The sequence below is a fragment of the Pseudoalteromonas sp. NZS71_1 genome (genome assembly GCF_015864305.1).
GTDB lineage: Bacteria > Pseudomonadota > Gammaproteobacteria > Enterobacterales > Alteromonadaceae > Pseudoalteromonas > Pseudoalteromonas arctica.
This window is the reverse complement of sequence record NZ_JADYXM010000013.1, coordinates 24,339-41,258: the sequence shown is the minus strand read 5'-3', so window position 1 is coordinate 41,258 and position 16,920 is coordinate 24,339. Positions and strand designations below refer to the sequence as shown.

Sequence of the window (16,920 nt, the reverse complement as noted above, 5' to 3'; positions counted from 1 at the left end):
TGTTTTTTATCTACGAGACTTTCACAGCTCGGCTTTTAAATGGGCGTTTAAATACGGCACCAATATCACCTAAAATAATATATAAACACGGTACTAATATAAGCGTTATTAACGTTGCAAACATAACAGCAAAGCCAAGTGCTACTGCCATAGGTATTACAAACTTAGCCTGCAGGCTTGTTTCAAACATAATAGGTAATACACCAGCAAAGGTTGTTATAGACGTTAATAGTATTGCTCTAAAGCGGGCACAACCAGCTTCTATTACTGCATTTTTAACGCTAACACCTTCGCGGCGAACTTGGTTTACATAATCTGTCATTACAAGTGAATCATTTATAACAACACCTGCTGCGGCAATTAAGCCAAATCCCGACATTAAGCTCATATCTAAATCAAACCAGTAATGACCCCAAATAGCCCCGGTTAAACTAAACGGAATAACCGACATTACAATAAGCGGTTGTGAATAGCTTTTAAGCGGCACAGCTAGCAGTATGTATACTAAAATCATTCCGCCAATAAAAAACATTATTTGCTCATTAGCTTGAGCTTGCTGCTCTTCTATTGCGCCACCAAGCTCTGATTTAACACTTGGGAATTCTTCTATTAGCTGTGGCAGTAGATTTTCTTTTACTTGCTTAACCACTTCGCCTGGCTCAATTTGCTCTTCATCAATATTGCCATAAACATATACGGTACGGTAACCACCTTCGCGTCGTATATAGCTAATACCTGGCGTTTCGGTTAGCTCTACTACATCACCAAGAAGTACTTCTCGCCCTTGTGGGGTCGTAACAACGGTGTGTTTAAGCGATGAAAATGCTTCTCGAGTCAGTTTAGGGTAACGTACCATTACGCGTACTTCTTCGCCGTTTCGGATTACACGCTGTGCCTCGCCACCATAAAAACTAGCACCCACTTGATTTGCAATACCGGCTAAATCTAAGCCTAAATCGTATGCAACAGGTTTAAGGCTCATTTGCACTTCTTTGCTCGCAGGATCTATGGTTGAGCTAATATCAAACAATCCTTTTTGCTGTTGAAGTAATTGAATAAAACGACGACCCGCTTGATTTAAAGTATCTATGTCTGAGCCATACAGTAAATAGCCAAACTCGCCGCCGCCATTACCACCGCCGCCACCAACATCGTCTTGAATAGTTAACGACTTAATACCAGCAATAGTCGGCATAGCCTCACGCCATCGGCGAGAAAGCTCAAATGCATTGTATGGACGTGAATCTTCGTCAACTAATGGAGCTAGTAACTGCGACTCGGTTCTGCCTTGATTAAATACCAATACATCACGAATAATCTTTTGGCCAAACTCACGTTCTGTTTCTTCATCGACTCTAAGTACCATAGCTTCTATTTCACGAATAGCAGCAATGGTTTGTAAGTCAGAAACGTTGTCGTTCATTTCTACTTGAATTTGTGGAAAGTCGTGCGGCACTTTAGGAGTTGGAACTGTACGTACTTTATTAGACGTAATAAGTGCAATACTGATTATAAACATTGCAATAAAAGCAAACAAAACAGTCCAGCGCCAATCAACACACTTAGCAATAAAACGTTTGTATGGGCCATTTACGAAACCAAAAAAGCGTGTATTGAAGCGATCGCGCCAACCACCCTTTTTAATCGGCGAAAAGTGCGTATGAGCAATGTGAGCTGGCAGTATCAGCTTTGATTCAATTAAACTAAATACTAAACACAGCATTACTACAACGGCTATACCATAAAAGAAGGCACTTTCTGGCCCGCTCGACATTGTGAATGGTGCAAATACAGCAATTGTTGTTAACACACCAAAGGTTGCAGGGGTCGCGACTCGGTTAGCGCCACGCACAACATTTTCTACACCACCGCCGCTTTTTTCAACTTCGGTGTAGGCAGCTTCCCCTATCACTATGGCATCATCCACCACTATGCCGAGCACCATTATAAAAGCGAATAACGAAATAATATTAATGCTAATGCCAAATAGTGGCATCATCATCATGGCCCCTAAAAAACAAACAGGTAAGCCAATCATTACCCAAAGCGCTAGTTTAAAACGCAAGAATAACGACAACATAATTGCCACCAAAATGGCACCTTGAAACAGGTTAGCTTTCATCATATCAAGGCGAGCATTTAGGTAGTAGGTCATATCCATTAATGGCTCTAATCGAATACCTGGCGGTAGCTGCTTATTTTTTTGATCAATAAACGCTTTAACCGAATCCGCAACGGGAATCATGTTTTGCTCTTGCGTTGCTTTTACCGATAAATACACCGCGTTTTCGCCATTAAACTTAAAGTAGCGCTCACCTTCGGTAAATTGATCTTTAATAACTGCAATATCTTGCAGTAAAACTTTAGCGCCATACTCGCCAATTTTTACCGGAATTTGCCTAAACTCTTCACCCGAGTAAAACTGATTCTCGACGCGAACAGAAATAACACCTGCGTCTGTTTTTAGCTGCCCCGCCGAAAAGTTAGCTGAGTAACGGCGTACCGCATTCATCACATCACTAAGGGTTAGATTATATTGGCGCAGCGTATCGGGCTCTATTTCAATTGCTATTTCATCAAGAGGAACATCGTTTACCACTAACGACACGTTAGATAACTGTAGTAACTCATCCTCTATTTGGTTTGCTATAGGCTTAAGCTCTGTAAGTGGTAAGTCAGCAACGAGCGTCATACCTATTACGTCTTGCCTAAACTCAACCTGACTTATGGTGACCGGTTCCATACCTGCCGGAAAAGTCGCAATACCATCAACACGCAACTTTACTTTATCAAGCACATCGGTAAGTTTTGCATCGGTGTTTATTTCCAGGCTGGCTGTACCGCCATTTCTAAATGCGCGATACACGCCTTTTTTAATTTCGGTTATATCTTTAAGTGACTCTTCAACTTTTATAAGAATACTTTCTTCTATTTCCTGAGGAGAGGCACCTGGGTAATTAGCCTCAATATTAATGTAGTTAATCTCTACATTAGGAAACATTTGACGCTGAATCGTAAAGTAACTTATAGCCCCCATAATAATGATAAAAAACATCATTAAATTAGCGGCTACTGAATTATTAGCAAAGTAGGCAATTAGCCCTGTTTGTTTTTGTTGTATTGACTCGCTCATAACTATTACACCCTACAGCTGTTGCGTGTTTGAAGTGCTCGTTTCTGAGCTTTCAGGTTTTGCAGCTACACCTGCAATTTTAACCTGCATTCCTTTTTGCGGGTATTCAGGTAGAGTAATAACAAGTTTGTCATCGGCATTTAAACCGCTGCTAATATAAAAATACTCACCCTCTTCACGAATAACCGTTACTTTGCGAGGCTCTAGTTCTTGATTTTCGTTTACTACCCACACAGTTTGGTTGTTAACCAAAGCTTGCGGTAAACGGTAAATATTATTAAGCATTGCACCTGCAAAATTCACCTGTACGTAGCTGCCAAACTTAATGGCTGGTTGTATGTTTTTAAGACCGTATGGGTCTTCTATACGCACGACTAGACTGCTCATACGCGTAGCGTTATCAACAATCCCTAGGTCGCGGTCAATTACACCTTCACGGGTGAAGCTGTTTAGGCCCTTTTGAATAATCGTCGCGGTAATGCCTTTAATACGTTCTGGCAAAAAAACGCTATCGAACCCTGCTATAGGAATAATCACTTCAGCAGTTTCAATATTATTGAGCTCAGCAACTTGCGAACCCATAGTGACAAATTGACCAACACCTACATTTCGGCTAATAACCAATGCATCGTAAGGGGCTGTTACTTCACAATTATCTAAGTCACGTTGTGCACGTTTTAATGCAGCTTGCGCCGACTTTACAGATGCCTGTGCACTTAACACTTGAGGCTTACGTAAAAATAAGTCGGTACGCGCTTTACTTGGAAAACGCTTTGCTTCATCTGCGGCCACTTGAGCTTGGGCCTGCTCTTCAATCAAGCCTGCTTGTGCACGAGCAATTTCTGCCTCTGCAACAAGTACTGCTGCTTCGTAGTTGTCTTTTTCGATAGTGAATAACGTTTCACCGCGAGCAACGATGCCACCGGCTACAAAATTAGGATGCCAACTTAACACTTCACCCGACACCTGCGCCGAAAGCTGTGTACTTTCAAGAGGCTTTACTTCACCGTAGCTATTAATAATAACTTGATGATCGTTTGCAGCCACTGGCTCAACTTGCACTGTTGGACGAGTATCAATTACTTCTTTTTTTTCTGGCTCTTGTGCAATGGCATTTATTCCCATAAAGCCAACAACACCAACAATTAGCGCTACAAATGGAAAAACCCATCTAAGTGAATTTGTTTGCATATCCTATTATCCCCAAAATTCTATTAACGTCATAATACCAGAGCCATATGAAACATTAAGGTGACATTTGTAAGCAACTGTTGCAAATACATATAAACCACTGCTATTTAGGGCTATAAAAATAACTTTGCATGCAGCTCACCTCATTCGTTATATTTTGTTACAAACTTTTGTTTATTAATATCAGTTAATTAGCGTTGTACACTTAAATTTCGTCGCGAAGATGTGCGAAATTAAATTAATTTACGTACAGTCCAATTAAATTAACAAATATTAAAAGTCTCAAAATGAAATTAACGACCATCACCCTTGCGCTTAGCTTAGCGTTTGGCAGCCATGCATTTGCAGCCGATAAAAAAGACGAAAAAGAGCCAAAAACACTTAGCGAAATGATCAAAGGACAAACCGAATTTGCCGGTATATTTAGCCTTTATCAAGACGAAAAAACCGGTAAGCACCTTATGGTGATTAACGAGTCCCAACTTAATACGCCGTTTGTATATTTTGCGCACACTGTCGATGGCGTTACAGATGCAGGCCATTATCGTGGTTCGTACCGTGAAACTAAGTTAATTGAATTTAGAAAATACTTTGATCGTATCGATATCATTAGCAAAACACCTCGCTACAAATTTGACGAAAACAGTGCAATTTCAAAAGCGAGTGATGCCAATATTAGTGAAGCGGTACTTGCGAGCATTAAAATAGAAAAAGAAGAAGACGGTAAAATAGCATTTAACGTAAATAAGTTATTTTTAAGCGAAGCACTTCATAAAGTATCACCTACGCCAAATCCAGCTGATAAAAACGCCAAAAAGCGCTTTAAAGTAGGCAAATTAGACGATAAAAAATCACGCATTATTAAACAGCGTCCATACCCTAATAATCTAGACGTGGTTGTTGATTACGTATTTACTAACCCAAGCCCAACGGTACGTGGCTCAAATGCAGTAAGCGACCCACGTAGCGTATCGGTAAAAGTTCAGCACTCGTTTGTTGCCCTACCTAGCAATAACTACGCACCACGTATGGATGATGCGCGCATTGGTTATTTTACAAATCAATTTGATCAAATGACATCTGCCGATTGGGCACCTTATGAAGATGTTATAAAACGTTGGGATCTACAAAAGAAAGACCCTAGTGCAGCACTTTCAGAGCCAGTAAAACCAATTACTTGGTGGATAGAAAACACCACACCTATCCAATGGCGCGATACTATTCGTGACGCTGTTTTAACGTGGAATACTTCTTTTGAAAAAGCCGGTTTTAAAAATGCCTTAGAGGTAAAAGTACAACCAGATGATGCAGACTGGGATGCGGGCGATATTAATTACAACGTACTGCGTTGGACTTCGTCACCTAAGCCTCCATTTGGCGGATACGGACCAGCACTTGCTAACCCATTAACAGGCGAAATACTGGGCTCAGACATTATGCTTGAGTTTGTATTTATGAAAAACCGTTGGATTTACGACACACTTTTCACTCAAGGAACAATGAGCCACGGTGAAGCAACAAATACCGGTGAGCTAAATTGCTCGCTAGGGCATGAGATTCAACAAAATCTAATGCTTGCCAAAGGTCTTGCTAGCGGCGACAAAATTGAAGATAAAGAAATGCTTCGCCAAGGTCTAACGCAATTGGTACTTCACGAAGTTGGCCATACTTTAGGTCTTAACCACAATATGAAATCATCTATTTTGTGGGATGAAAAAGAAGTACACGACAAAAACAAAACCCAAGGCATAGTAACCGGTTCTGTTATGGATTATGCACCAGCTAACATTGCCCCAATTGGTATGCAGCAAGGTGATATTTTTCAAACAAAACCAGGCCCTTATGATGATTGGGCTATTAACTATGGCTACAGCGTAGCACTTGCAGATGAAGCTGCTGAGCAAGCTAGACTTGAAAAAATACTTGCTCGTTCAAGTGAACATGCCCTTGCCTTTGGTAACGATGCAGACGATATGCGCGCACCAGGTCGCCATATCGATCCACGTGTCATGATTGGTGATTTGTCGTCAAATCCTGCGGCCTATGGCGCAGATCGTATGGCGTTAATTAATAAATTATTTACTGAGCTAAAAGATAAAGCAACGGTTAAAGGTGAGTCTTACCAACAGCTTGTTACCTCTGCTAATAGCTTATTTGGTCAATACCGAGCTCAAGCAGGTGTTGTTTCTCGCCAAATTGGTGGTGTGTACGTTGAGCGTGCTGTAGTGGGTGATGCAAACGCAGATAAACCATTTACACCGGTATCTCTTGAACGTCAAACACAAGCGATGGATATATTAGCCAAGTTTGTATTTGCACCAGACGTACTACAAAACATGCAACCTCTATATAGCTACTTGCAACTGCAACGTCGTGGCTTTAATCACTTTGGTAAAAATGAAGACCCTAAAGCACACAAAATGATTTTAGGTATGCAAAAGTCTGTACTTGCGCAGCTATTACACCCAGCCGTATTACTGCGTATTTCTGATACTGCTTTGTACGGCAATGAATATAGCCTAACTCAGTTTATGCAAGATTTAACCGCTAATATTTTTGTGAAAAGCAAAGACGCAAATTCTATTAGTCACAACTTACAAATTGAGTATGTTAATCAGCTAATCGCAATTGCAGGTCTTGGCAAAGCAAGTAAGTACGATAACTTAGCTAAAACAGCTGCGTTATATCAGCTAACTCAAATAGCCGATACCAGCACTGCTTGGGGTGCAGATACAGCAACTAAAGCGCATAAAAAATATATTGATCGCTTAATTGCAAAAGCACTAGAAGCGTAAAATATCTCTACAAATTGAGTAAACCAAGGCCACGTTTAACGTGGCCTTTTTTATAACTTAATTCACAGATCAAATATAAATAGTGCCTTTTAAATACCTTACAGCATGCCCCGTTAAGGTGACGGTTGTATCACCCACTTCACATAGTAAATACCCGCCTCTGCTTGAAGCCTGATAAGCGCTTAACGTAGTTTTACCCAATTGCTGCGCCCAGTAAGGTGCCAAACCAGTATGAATAGAGCCTGTTACATAATCTTCGTCGCCACCGCTTGCAGGCCAAAAATAACGAGATATAAAATCATATTCGGCACTTGCAGCAGTGGCCACTACATCAAGTGGATAAAGCGTTTTTAAAAGCTCTGAGCTAGTTTTTAATTCAAGTATTTGATCACCGCTTTCATAAATAACAAAGTAGGCTTGGCGATTTTTAAGCACTTTGCTCGGTTGCATAGACAGGCCATCAAGCAGTTGCTGAGGCACATTTTGCACTTCAACCGGTGCTTGTTTTGGAAAGGTCATTGCAAAGCTACCATCAGCGTTTTTATTAACGATTAGCTCGCCCACTGCATCAGCAATAAAGCGAATTTGCGATATATTATGCTCTTCACATAAAACATAGGCAGCCGCAAGTGTGGCGTGACCACAAAAATCGATTTCCATTAACGGCGAAAACCAACGAATAACAAAACTTCCATCGTCTTGCAGGCAGGTAAAAGCAGTTTCAGATACGTTATTCTCAGCGCCAATCTTTAGCATTAAATCGTCACTTAACCACGATTCTAGTGGGATCACTGCCGCATAATTACCTTTAAATAACTCATTCGTAAACGCATCAATTTGATGAATAGCTAATTGCACTTTAATCCCCTAAACTATTTTATATACACGCTGAAGGTAAAATTTCTTTTGGTACTGTTGTTTTATTTTCGCCAACCGCTTGCATGCCAGTTACCGGTTCGTCAAACCCACATAACCACGCAATCGGGCTTGTAGGGCTTCCCGTTACAACTGCGGGTCTGAATGTTAAAACTGTATTTTGCAAAAGCTGTGAAGCTTTATTACCCAAGCTAATATGAATAGCACCATTATCAACTGTAATACCTGTTACTCGATTGCCAATCAAAAATTTACTTGCAGGCACACCTGCTTGTTCATTACTTGCTGGAAAACGCCTGTTTTCAAGATAATAAACCGTAACGTCTTCTCTAATGGCAGCTGCCATTGCAAGTGGGTCAACAAGTTCTGCTCGTTGTATATACTTACTGTATTGAGGTAGCGCAACCGCAGCTAAAATACCAATAATGGACACCACCACCATCAACTCTATTAACGTAAATCCTTTTGTTCTCATAGCACTTCTCCTAGCATAAATAGTGGTTGATAAGCCGCTTTCACAAATAAGCAAATAGACACAACAATGACCAAACCATAAACAATAACGAGCTTATTTATAAAGCTTTTAATATGTGTATTAAGTAACTTTAGCTGCTGCTTTAATAACGCTTTAAATTCTTCTTGGGTTTCTAAACCTAGCAGCTCGCATTGAGCTAAGTGCTGGGTTTGAGGTGTAGAGGCTTTAACACCCTTTTTATGATTACTTGGAAATAATAGCGTGGTAATTAAAGAGTTATGCTCATTAATTAATTGACGAGGAATAAGAAATTTAAATAAACCCGAAAAAGGCTTTAGCTCTGTGAGAGCACTTACATTTTTTAGCTTTAAAATAACGGTAAAAATAACACTCAGCAATAAAACGAGTAAAATAATTGGCACATACCAGTACGTAAAATAATCATCAAATACATGATTTAAAGAAACAGTATGCTTGCTATATATCTCAACAAAAGTAGGCACAACAAAAGACTGATACAACAAAGAGGATAAAACATAAATAACAAATACAATGGTTAAGTAACTAAGCCAGCCCTTGTGCTCAAACTTAAATTCGTTAACTAATTCCGGTAAACATTGATAATACGTAGCTTGCTTTTGCGATGTTGCTTCATCTTGAGATGCAATTTGCGTCACCAGATTATGCGCTAATTTACTATGCGACCCGCTATTGGCATACATATTTAAATGGGGCGGTGTACTCAGCTCATCTTTTTGCTCTGTACTTAGTGTTTTAGAGCTATTAACACGGCAAATATAGCCAAACTGATTCCAATTCATACTTTACCCTTTTATTAGATAAAGTAATTTGCCATAAATTAGGCTAAATAGGAACTTAAGTAGCTTGTTTTTAAGCCATTACAGGCCGCATTCTATAATATTGCATACAACCAAATTGCACAGCATTGGTAAGCAACAGCATAATAAACATAAGTAAGTGCGCCGTGCTTGGAGCCGCTGTTGTAAGCTCAACAACTAAGCCGCAAATACCAGCAATAAACTGCAAGCTAAAGTAGCGCGCGCTTAAATTACTTACATTACCCGTACGCAATGTTTTATAAGTTTGCGGCATAACACGTACCGAACTCATCACAAGGCCAACATACGTTAAAGCGCTTAATACCGTTGCAGTATCTAGGTTCGAATTCAAAAGTAGTGAAAAAGGCAGTAACGAAAAACCTAGCATAGTAAACAACTGTACCCGTTCTCGTTTAGCTGCGTTATAACGTGCAAAAAAATACAAAATAAGTCCGCTTAACGCACCGGTTACAATAAATGGTAACGCAATATAAAAACGCTCAAAATAAATATTGTAGGTTATAAAATAAAGGCTTTGTGCTAATCCAAATGTCATCATTAATAGTGACAAACCTGAGACACTACGATTTTTTCGAATTTTGTTTAGTAATGGTAAAAAACTAAAAACCAAAATAAATGAAGACAATATAGGCAAATAATGCGCCAAAGCAACCTCGCTCGTTACATAAATGTTAATTAAAAGCAGAAATAAAAACATTTAATAAACATTTGTTTTAAAAGGCTTTTACTATGAGCGCCGCATTGTAGAGCCGCGTAAATTTAACTCAACTAAATAAGAAATTCTTGTTTTAGGTACTGGCAAGCTAGGTATACAAAAACCGTAGAATTAAGTTCACGGTTTACCGGTTTAATAGAAAGCCTCACCGCCAAACTATTAAATAAAAATGATAGTTGTTATCATGCGCAAGTCATTAACTGCTGTATATAAAACTACCTATGAGAAAAACTCTTTTTAAAATTCACAGTTGGATCGCTCTAATAGCTATCATTCCATTGATTGTTATTAGTATTACAGGGAGCGTATTAGTTTTTAAAAGTGAAATAGATGGCTTACTTATGCCAAGCAGCCACTTTGTTGTAAATGCACTGCCAGAGCGCATGCCAATCGACACGTTAATTGCAAAAACAGAGCATGCTTACCCTGAATATGTAGTAGGTAGTTGGGAAATATTTAACAATGATACAGCTGATCGGGTTTACTTAGTCAAACGCGGCACAGAGCAATGGTATAAGTTTCATTTAAACCAGTATACGGGTGACATTTTGTCTGAACCTGTTGGTACCAGCCATTATTTTACCGATTGGTTTTTAGAACTACATTACACTTTTTTACTGAACGACTTTAAAAACCTGCCAGGGCAAACAGGCACTGTACTAGGCTTCTTTTTTGCTCTGTTTTTATTGGTATTAGGTATTACTGGGCTTATTATTTATCGTAAATTTTGGCAGCGTCTATTTAGTGTGCGCTGGCGTGCAACACTGCAAATTGTACTTAGCGACATTCATAAAATGACGGGGGTTATAGGATCTCCCATCATTATTATTTTAGCTATCACAGGTGGCTACTTTAACTGGGCGGTGTGGTATCACGAAGTTATTGAACACGCAGAGGAAGAGCACTTTGTACTAACCAAAAACCTACACAGTAGCGATATTTCGTTTCAACGCATACTTGATGACAGTAAAAAGCAAATCCCCACTTTTAACGGTACGTTTTTAGTTATGCCACTCGAGCCTGACGAAAACATTACCTTATTCGGCGAAGTCGATACCGCCAACCCACTTGCTAGTGAGTATGCCAATACGGTTAGCTATAACAAGCTAACAGGCGAGCACATAGCTAACTGGGATATTCGCGAAGTAGGCGTTGGCTGGCAGGTAATTGATAGTTTTAGAACACTTCATTTTGGCTACTTTGCAGGGCTAATAAGTAAAATACTGTGGTGCGTAATTGGTTTAAGCCCAGTGTGGCTAGCAGGTACTGGTTTTTACTTATGGTTTACTCGCCGAAAACGTAAAAAACAATCACAAAAAAACCGTTTAAATAAACGCCAAGTCACTAGGGCGTGTTGATCTTTGGTGGGTGAATTTGCAGCAGTATGTTTGGTTTTTAGGCAAGGCAGAGCCTATGTAGTGTGGTTATTCCCCATGAATAGGCGATAACGCAGCATAAATACCAAACATGCGCTGCCCTTTGGGTTCTTTCTAGGGACGATTGACTCTTTGTTGCTCGGTTTTTACTTAGTCCACTAGGTTACAAACCTCGCGCCGCGATTTAATCGCCCCTAGATTGAACAAATTTCAATCCACAAAGTTCAACATGCCCTAGCGTTTAAAAATAATAGCTTATGATTCATTTAATAATAAGCTATTTATAAATTATAAAAACAGCACTCTACATATTATTTATAGAAGAGAGTGCGCAATAATACTTAGTCATTTTGAGGGAGTAAACCTAACGCTAGTTGCATTAAAAACGTCTCATTTAGAACAACTAAGTAACGAAATTTTTGCCTTACTATCGACAAGATTTTTCTGCCTAAAAAGAATTATTAATTAATCTTCGCACATCCAAAAAAATGTTATCGCCAGCCTTTTAGTATTTAAATCATCTCCAAAATACTCAGATGCACTGTGAACAATACTACCTTTAAATATAATTAAACGATTAAAGCGATTCTCAATATCTATGTCTTTATACCATGCGCTATATGGAAGGCTACTTACATTAAGTGCATCAACAAGGTTAGCATAAGGAGGATCGACAATATTTCCTCCTGCCGCTTCATTTGCATACTTTAAACGATAAAAAGAGGTACCGGCAGAGGTAATTGGATCAGGATTTAAATACAAAACAGCAGCGTATCTACATAAATAACGATTATCTACATGAGGCCTAGAAGCCCCTTCTTCAGCCCCCACTAAAATTGCAGTATTGGTATCAACTACAACCTTATTGGAATCAGCAACCCATAATTTATTTTTTTTGATAACTGACTTAACATATTTTTCTATTTTTTTAAGCTGTTTACTATTTAGAGCATTAGGAGTGCGCATTCCAGGCCAAAGTTCTTTGGTATACGGCTTACCGTACTTCCAAACCTCTTTTTTTAAACATGAAGAACGAATAGCCATTGCTTCTTCATGTTTAAAAAACTCATCAACAACCCAATAGTTACTACCTAGTTCTGGCTTTTCATACCTTAAACCAGGTGCGTCGGAGGGGACGCTTGGAAGTACAACGCTCTTGGGAACTTTCTGATGCTTAAATGACATTGTCAAAATACTTATTTTATTAAAATAGCTCAGAATATAACATTTACTTAACAGTCATTTAAAGTGAATAATAAAACTCTACTTAGCGCATACCCAAAGCTACTACCGTTATTTTGCCTACAGCTCTGTATTAGGGCTGAGGGCATAGTTTATTAGTGTTTCATTATAAAACTATGGTCACATTAGTATTTAAGCCAAAATTTTATACATCGTAAATTTAGCATTAGTCCATTTATAAAATTTTTAGAAAAAACATCTATAACATTGATTAAAAACCCACCACATTGTAATGTAAAAATTAACAAAGGAGTGGGTTATGATATTTATCAAAATAGTTATTAGTATTACCTTTTTATTTTTAGTTGGATGTAACACAACCAAGGTTCAGCAAGTAGAACAACAAGTAGGGCTTGAACAACTATTAAACCATTCTTTGTTTAATAAACTCGACACACCTTCCGAGCACAGTATTTTTGAGTTACCGGATGCTGAAAAAGAAATGTTTTTAGCTTACGCCGAAAACCAAAAGCTATCCCAAATCCGTGATGACCGCATAATTTACAACTACCTCGAAAGCCAGATAGCTAACTTTAAATACCATGGCGATACACTTACTTCAGCTCAAACCCTAAAGCGTTCGCAAGGTAATTGCATTAGTTTAGCCATTTTAACGCAAAGCTACGCACAAGCTCTTGGGTTAGAAACAAGCTTTCAAGAAGTTACAAGTAAGCCCATATACGCAAAAGAAAATAATGTTGTTTATGTCGCTAATCACTTTAGAACAAAAGTATATGCTCCAAAAGTAGAGAAAAAAGATGATAATATTATTGAGTTTTTCAGAGCGGGCACATTAATCGACTACTTCCCTACCCGTCGCAGTTTTTATTCAAGCAGCGCAGACTATAACGATTTAGTTTCTAAGTTTTATAGTAATTTAGCTGCCATAGCATTGGCAGACAAACAGCTGGATATTGCTTACTCACTTATTTTACAAGCAAACAAATACACCCCCAATGATCCTGAATTATTTAATATAGCGGGCATTTTGCATCGCCGAGCTGGTGATTTACAAAGCGCTAAAAACATCTATCAAACAGCACTTAGTAATAACGAAATAAGCATTAATTTAATCAGCAACTATCAGCTTTTAGCTAAAAAGTTAGGCGACAAAGAGCTTGTTAAAGAGCTCACCTCACAATTAGTTAATAAAGAAAAAGACCCATACGAATTACTAGTGATCGCTAAAAACAACTTACAAGCTGGCCACGCTCATCAGGCTAAAGCACACCTTGAGCAAGCGATTACTAAAGCGCCTTACATTGCTGAGCTATACTTGGAACTCGCAAAAGTTCGCTATCAACAAGGTAATATTAAACAAACACAAACCTTACTTGAGAAAGCAATTGAACTAGAACGTGATAATCAAAAACTCGATGTATATCAAGCTAAGTTACTATCCTTGCAGATGGATAAGTAACTTAGCCAATTAATATTTATAACGAATAATAAAAGCTCAGCCACGCTCGCATTTCATCTTCAAAACTGTCGCCTTCTACTCGCGACAGTCCCATATTAAACGTTAAATCGTTTACACCTGCTGGCCCCATTCCAAAACTAAAGTCACCTTGGTATTTTAAGCCGTAGCTTTGTGCGTATACGGTATCGTCGAGTTGATGTTGCTTATAATAAAGCCACGGCATGCCTTCTTTAAAGCTAAAGCCGCCACCGTAGCCTTGATAGCGCTTTGCAGTTGCACTGTAAAAAGGCAGCTCAGATGAAAGTACATATTCACTATTTTGCTGCTGATTAATAAGATTTGAGCTAAAGCCACCTAATGCAAGGCCCCTGTCGTCACGTTGCTTTTGAAAAAAGTTTGCATAAAGAGGAATACCAAACGCTTTACCAAAAATTTTGGCGGCTAAATCATAACCTTGCCAATTATTACTTTTGCTACTGCCATCGTACCAACTCGCATAAATACTTTGGCCTATAGCAAAGTCTTGACGATCATATTGCCAATTTTGAGCAATACCTAAACGCGTCCAACTTTTATGGCTTTGCTTATAATCAGTGTAATTGTAGGCAAGCTCTGGCGTTAAACTTAACTGCCCAAATTTAACGGGGTAACTTATTGCGGCAAAACCACCACGGGCATCCATGTCTGCACTTAGACTTTGCTGAGACTGGCGCGATGTATCTAAATTGTAGTCAAACAGTGCAAGTTTCAGTTTTACATCAAGCGCATTATATTTTGCCTGCACATAACCACCGTGCAATGCCCCATCGTGTAAATCAGTGCTATAACCCGCTTGTAAGTCGAGCTGCTTTAATAAGTCGCTACTTTTAATGCTTAAATCTAACAAACTGGTAGAAGCCGAATAATATTGAGAGCCAATCGCGAAAGTAGCGTGCTGGTCGAGCACGTTGTAATTTGTTTGCTCTGTAGTTTCGTGCTTATATATTTTAGCTTTTGGAAGTGTATGTTCGTTTACTATTAGCAGCGGTGCTTTTTTGTTAGCTGCAAACTCAGTAACTACAGTGCTTTTTATAACTTTTGGCAGTGTTTTTACATTTGGCCCATCTGCAGTTATCGAAAAATAGAGTAACGAGCCATCGGCCATTTCAATTGGGTGGGCAACGGCATCTTGCCCTTGGGTTAACTTGGTGAGTGTTTTACTCTCTATGTTGTAGTTATAAATATCGGTGGCGCTATTTAAACCTGCAACAAAGTAAATTGACTCGCCATTAAGACTAAAGCTCGGCTGACTTAAATATTGATACCCGTTTGGCATAGGTACTAATTGCTGCTGATTGCCGCCTACATCTTGTATATACAATTGCCAGTTTTCATTTAATGATGTTGATAAATAAGCTAATTTAGTTTCATCAGGACTGAGTATTGGGTAATCGTAAGTTGTCTCAAGGCTTTTTGTAAATAATGGTGTGATGGTTTGCGTATTGAGATCAACCTTTACTAATTCAGAGTAGCCATCTCTTATTTGCTCGCCATACAAGGTTTCGCCGTTACTGGTTACGTTAAAACGACGTATACCAGCAAGTTCGGTAAGTTGTGTAATATTTCCAGTGTCAGTGTTATAGCTAAATATGTCAGACACTTTGTTATAAATACCCGACTCTTCATTGCTGTACGCATTAAAATATAACGTTGTGTTATTTACCCATTGAGGGTTTGCAATACTGGCTCGGTTAATTTGATTAAGCACTTGTTTTTGTTCGCGCTTAAACACACTGGGCGCTGTATCGGGAATATCTTGTGCATCGTTTTCGAGTAGCTCTTTTTGCGCTTTAGTAAACTCTTCTTGCGCTTTAATGTTGTCATCAGTGCTATAAATTATAAGCTTGGTATTACTTTCTTTATCTCGCTCAACAATCGCAATTTTACTACCATCTTTTGAAAGTGCTGGGTTGCTTGCATATAAGTTAAGCTCAAGCCAAAGTTCACTATTAAGTAACGGCTCCCCTTGTTCTATTTGCATTGCTTTATAGGTATATTCAGCTATAAATCGGCGATATAGCTTGGCTGCACTTTGCCCAAACACACCGCTAAATGCCTCATCAAAATCACGCGTTTTTACGCCTTGCATTCGCGTCCAAACACTATCGAGTGTTTGTTCTGAATAGTTTTTCTCTAACCAATTTAAAAAGCGACTACCCATTAAATACGCCATTGAGCCGCCCATAAAGCCCTGCTCGCCATTTAACTGCCCATAGGTTGGCAGTGCGCCCTGTTGAGCAAATTCTCGCAGTATTGACTCTGAGTAGTTATCAAACAAACGTCCACGACCCGTCATTTTAGACTCAATCAATGTGGCATAACCTTCGGCTACCCAGCGCGGCGTATCACTGTAGGTTAAGTCGTATAAATCCCATATACCACGTACTTTCTGCTGCCAGTCATTGCGTGTAGGCTGTGCTAAGTGCACTAAGTGAATATATTCATGCAACACAAGCAACTGCTGCCAGCCAGAGCTGTTTGATATAACTGTGTCGGATTGTGGTGGGGTTGTAAAAAGTGCCATTACAGGGTTACTTGAGGTAGGTAGCGCAAAGCCATTTGCCGCATTTAGGGGATCAAACACCACTACATCGACTGTTTTATCAAGTGCTCTGTTTTGCTGCTCAAGCACTTTGGTGCGTACTATTTCAAGCTCTGCTGCAGTTGATTTAGCAAAATCAGCATGCTCAACACTGTAGTGAATGTTGAAATGTTCAGTATGAATAGTTTGCCAATCGGCTGCAAAGCTCGGTGCTGCTAGTAATAAAGCTGATGCGATAAGTGTTTTTTTCATGAGC

The 16,920-nt window shown here is 39.2% G+C and carries 11 protein-coding genes; 3 read left to right on the top strand and 8 right to left on the bottom strand.

Annotation, left to right across the window (positions count from 1 at the left end; genetic code table 11):
* Positions 1 to 10 precede the first annotated feature (10 nt).
* Complete coding sequence (locus tag I6F43_RS16155) at positions 11 to 3,133, bottom strand: efflux RND transporter permease subunit (RefSeq protein WP_010554540.1); 3,123 nt, start codon at positions 3,131 to 3,133, stop codon at positions 11 to 13.
* 12 nt (positions 3,134 to 3,145) lie between these two features.
* Positions 3,146 to 4,324, bottom strand: coding sequence for an efflux RND transporter periplasmic adaptor subunit (locus tag I6F43_RS16150; RefSeq protein ID WP_007580481.1), 1,179 nt, complete (start codon positions 4,322 to 4,324; stop codon positions 3,146 to 3,148).
* 287 nt (positions 4,325 to 4,611) lie between these two features.
* On the opposite strand from I6F43_RS16150, the gene I6F43_RS16145 reads away from it, so the two are divergent.
* On the top strand, positions 4,612 to 7,119 hold the full coding sequence (locus I6F43_RS16145; protein ID WP_165722685.1) for a zinc-dependent metalloprotease: 2,508 nt from the start codon (positions 4,612 to 4,614) through the stop codon (positions 7,117 to 7,119).
* 69 nt (positions 7,120 to 7,188) lie between these two features.
* Here the strand turns inward: I6F43_RS16145 and I6F43_RS16140 are convergent, their stop codons facing one another.
* The 4 genes from I6F43_RS16140 to I6F43_RS16125 all read right to left on the bottom strand — a co-directional run bounded on the left by I6F43_RS16140 (position 7,189) and on the right by I6F43_RS16125 (position 9,976).
* Positions 7,189 to 7,977, bottom strand: coding sequence for a PhzF family phenazine biosynthesis protein (locus I6F43_RS16140; protein WP_197103170.1), 789 nt, complete (start codon positions 7,975 to 7,977; stop codon positions 7,189 to 7,191).
* Positions 7,978 to 7,996: 19 nt separating this feature from the next.
* Positions 7,997 to 8,470 carry a pilin gene (locus I6F43_RS16135; protein ID WP_010554538.1) on the bottom strand — a complete coding sequence of 158 codons (474 nt, stop codon included), beginning with the start codon at positions 8,468 to 8,470 and terminating at the stop codon, positions 7,997 to 7,999.
* Positions 8,467 to 9,291 (bottom strand): hypothetical protein, encoded by an 825-nt coding sequence (locus I6F43_RS16130; protein WP_197103168.1) that lies wholly within the window; start codon positions 9,289 to 9,291, stop codon positions 8,467 to 8,469. Before I6F43_RS16130 ends, I6F43_RS16135 begins: the two co-directional genes overlap by 4 nt.
* 70 nt (positions 9,292 to 9,361) lie before the next feature.
* Positions 9,362 to 9,976, bottom strand: coding sequence for a PQ-loop repeat-containing protein (locus tag I6F43_RS16125; RefSeq protein WP_197103221.1), 615 nt, complete (start codon positions 9,974 to 9,976; stop codon positions 9,362 to 9,364).
* Between the two features lie 290 nt (positions 9,977 to 10,266).
* Between I6F43_RS16125 and I6F43_RS16120 the strand changes: the two genes are divergently transcribed.
* Positions 10,267 to 11,403 (top strand): PepSY-associated TM helix domain-containing protein, encoded by a 1,137-nt coding sequence (locus I6F43_RS16120; RefSeq protein WP_197103165.1) that lies wholly within the window; start codon positions 10,267 to 10,269, stop codon positions 11,401 to 11,403.
* 483 nt (positions 11,404 to 11,886) lie between these two features.
* Here the strand turns inward: I6F43_RS16120 and I6F43_RS16115 are convergent, their stop codons facing one another.
* Positions 11,887 to 12,606, bottom strand: coding sequence for a DUF6445 family protein (locus I6F43_RS16115; protein ID WP_007580474.1), 720 nt, complete (start codon positions 12,604 to 12,606; stop codon positions 11,887 to 11,889).
* A 316-nt stretch (positions 12,607 to 12,922) separates the two neighbouring features.
* Here I6F43_RS16115 and I6F43_RS16110 point away from each other — a divergent pair, with 316 nt between their 5' ends.
* Positions 12,923 to 14,083 (top strand): tetratricopeptide repeat protein, encoded by a 1,161-nt coding sequence (locus tag I6F43_RS16110; RefSeq protein ID WP_197103163.1) that lies wholly within the window; start codon positions 12,923 to 12,925, stop codon positions 14,081 to 14,083.
* A 16-nt stretch (positions 14,084 to 14,099) separates the two neighbouring features.
* Here I6F43_RS16110 and I6F43_RS16105 read toward each other — a convergent pair whose 3' ends face one another.
* The gene (locus tag I6F43_RS16105; protein WP_197103161.1) at positions 14,100 to 16,916 is read right to left on the bottom strand and encodes a TolB family protein; all 2,817 of its coding nucleotides are present in this window, start codon (positions 16,914 to 16,916) and stop codon (positions 14,100 to 14,102) included.
* Between the last annotated feature and the right edge of the window lie 4 nt (positions 16,917 to 16,920).

Excerpts from the sequence above, each read along its gene's own strand:
- I6F43_RS16155 (WP_010554540.1), bottom strand. The coding sequence starts at position 3,133 with ATGAGCGAGTCAATACAACAAAAACAAACAGGGCTAATTGCCTACTTT.
- I6F43_RS16150 (WP_007580481.1), bottom strand. The coding sequence starts at position 4,324 with ATGCAAACAAATTCACTTAGATGGGTTTTTCCATTTGTAGCGCTAATT.
- I6F43_RS16145 (WP_165722685.1), top strand. The coding sequence starts at position 4,612 with ATGAAATTAACGACCATCACCCTTGCGCTTAGCTTAGCGTTTGGCAGC.
- I6F43_RS16135 (WP_010554538.1), bottom strand. The coding sequence starts at position 8,470 with ATGAGAACAAAAGGATTTACGTTAATAGAGTTGATGGTGGTGGTGTCC.
- I6F43_RS16130 (WP_197103168.1), bottom strand. The coding sequence starts at position 9,291 with ATGAATTGGAATCAGTTTGGCTATATTTGCCGTGTTAATAGCTCTAAA.
- I6F43_RS16120 (WP_197103165.1), top strand. The coding sequence starts at position 10,267 with ATGAGAAAAACTCTTTTTAAAATTCACAGTTGGATCGCTCTAATAGCT.
- I6F43_RS16115 (WP_007580474.1), bottom strand. The coding sequence starts at position 12,606 with ATGTCATTTAAGCATCAGAAAGTTCCCAAGAGCGTTGTACTTCCAAGC.
- I6F43_RS16110 (WP_197103163.1), top strand. The coding sequence starts at position 12,923 with ATGATATTTATCAAAATAGTTATTAGTATTACCTTTTTATTTTTAGTT.
- I6F43_RS16105 (WP_197103161.1), bottom strand. The coding sequence starts at position 16,916 with ATGAAAAAAACACTTATCGCATCAGCTTTATTACTAGCAGCACCGAGC.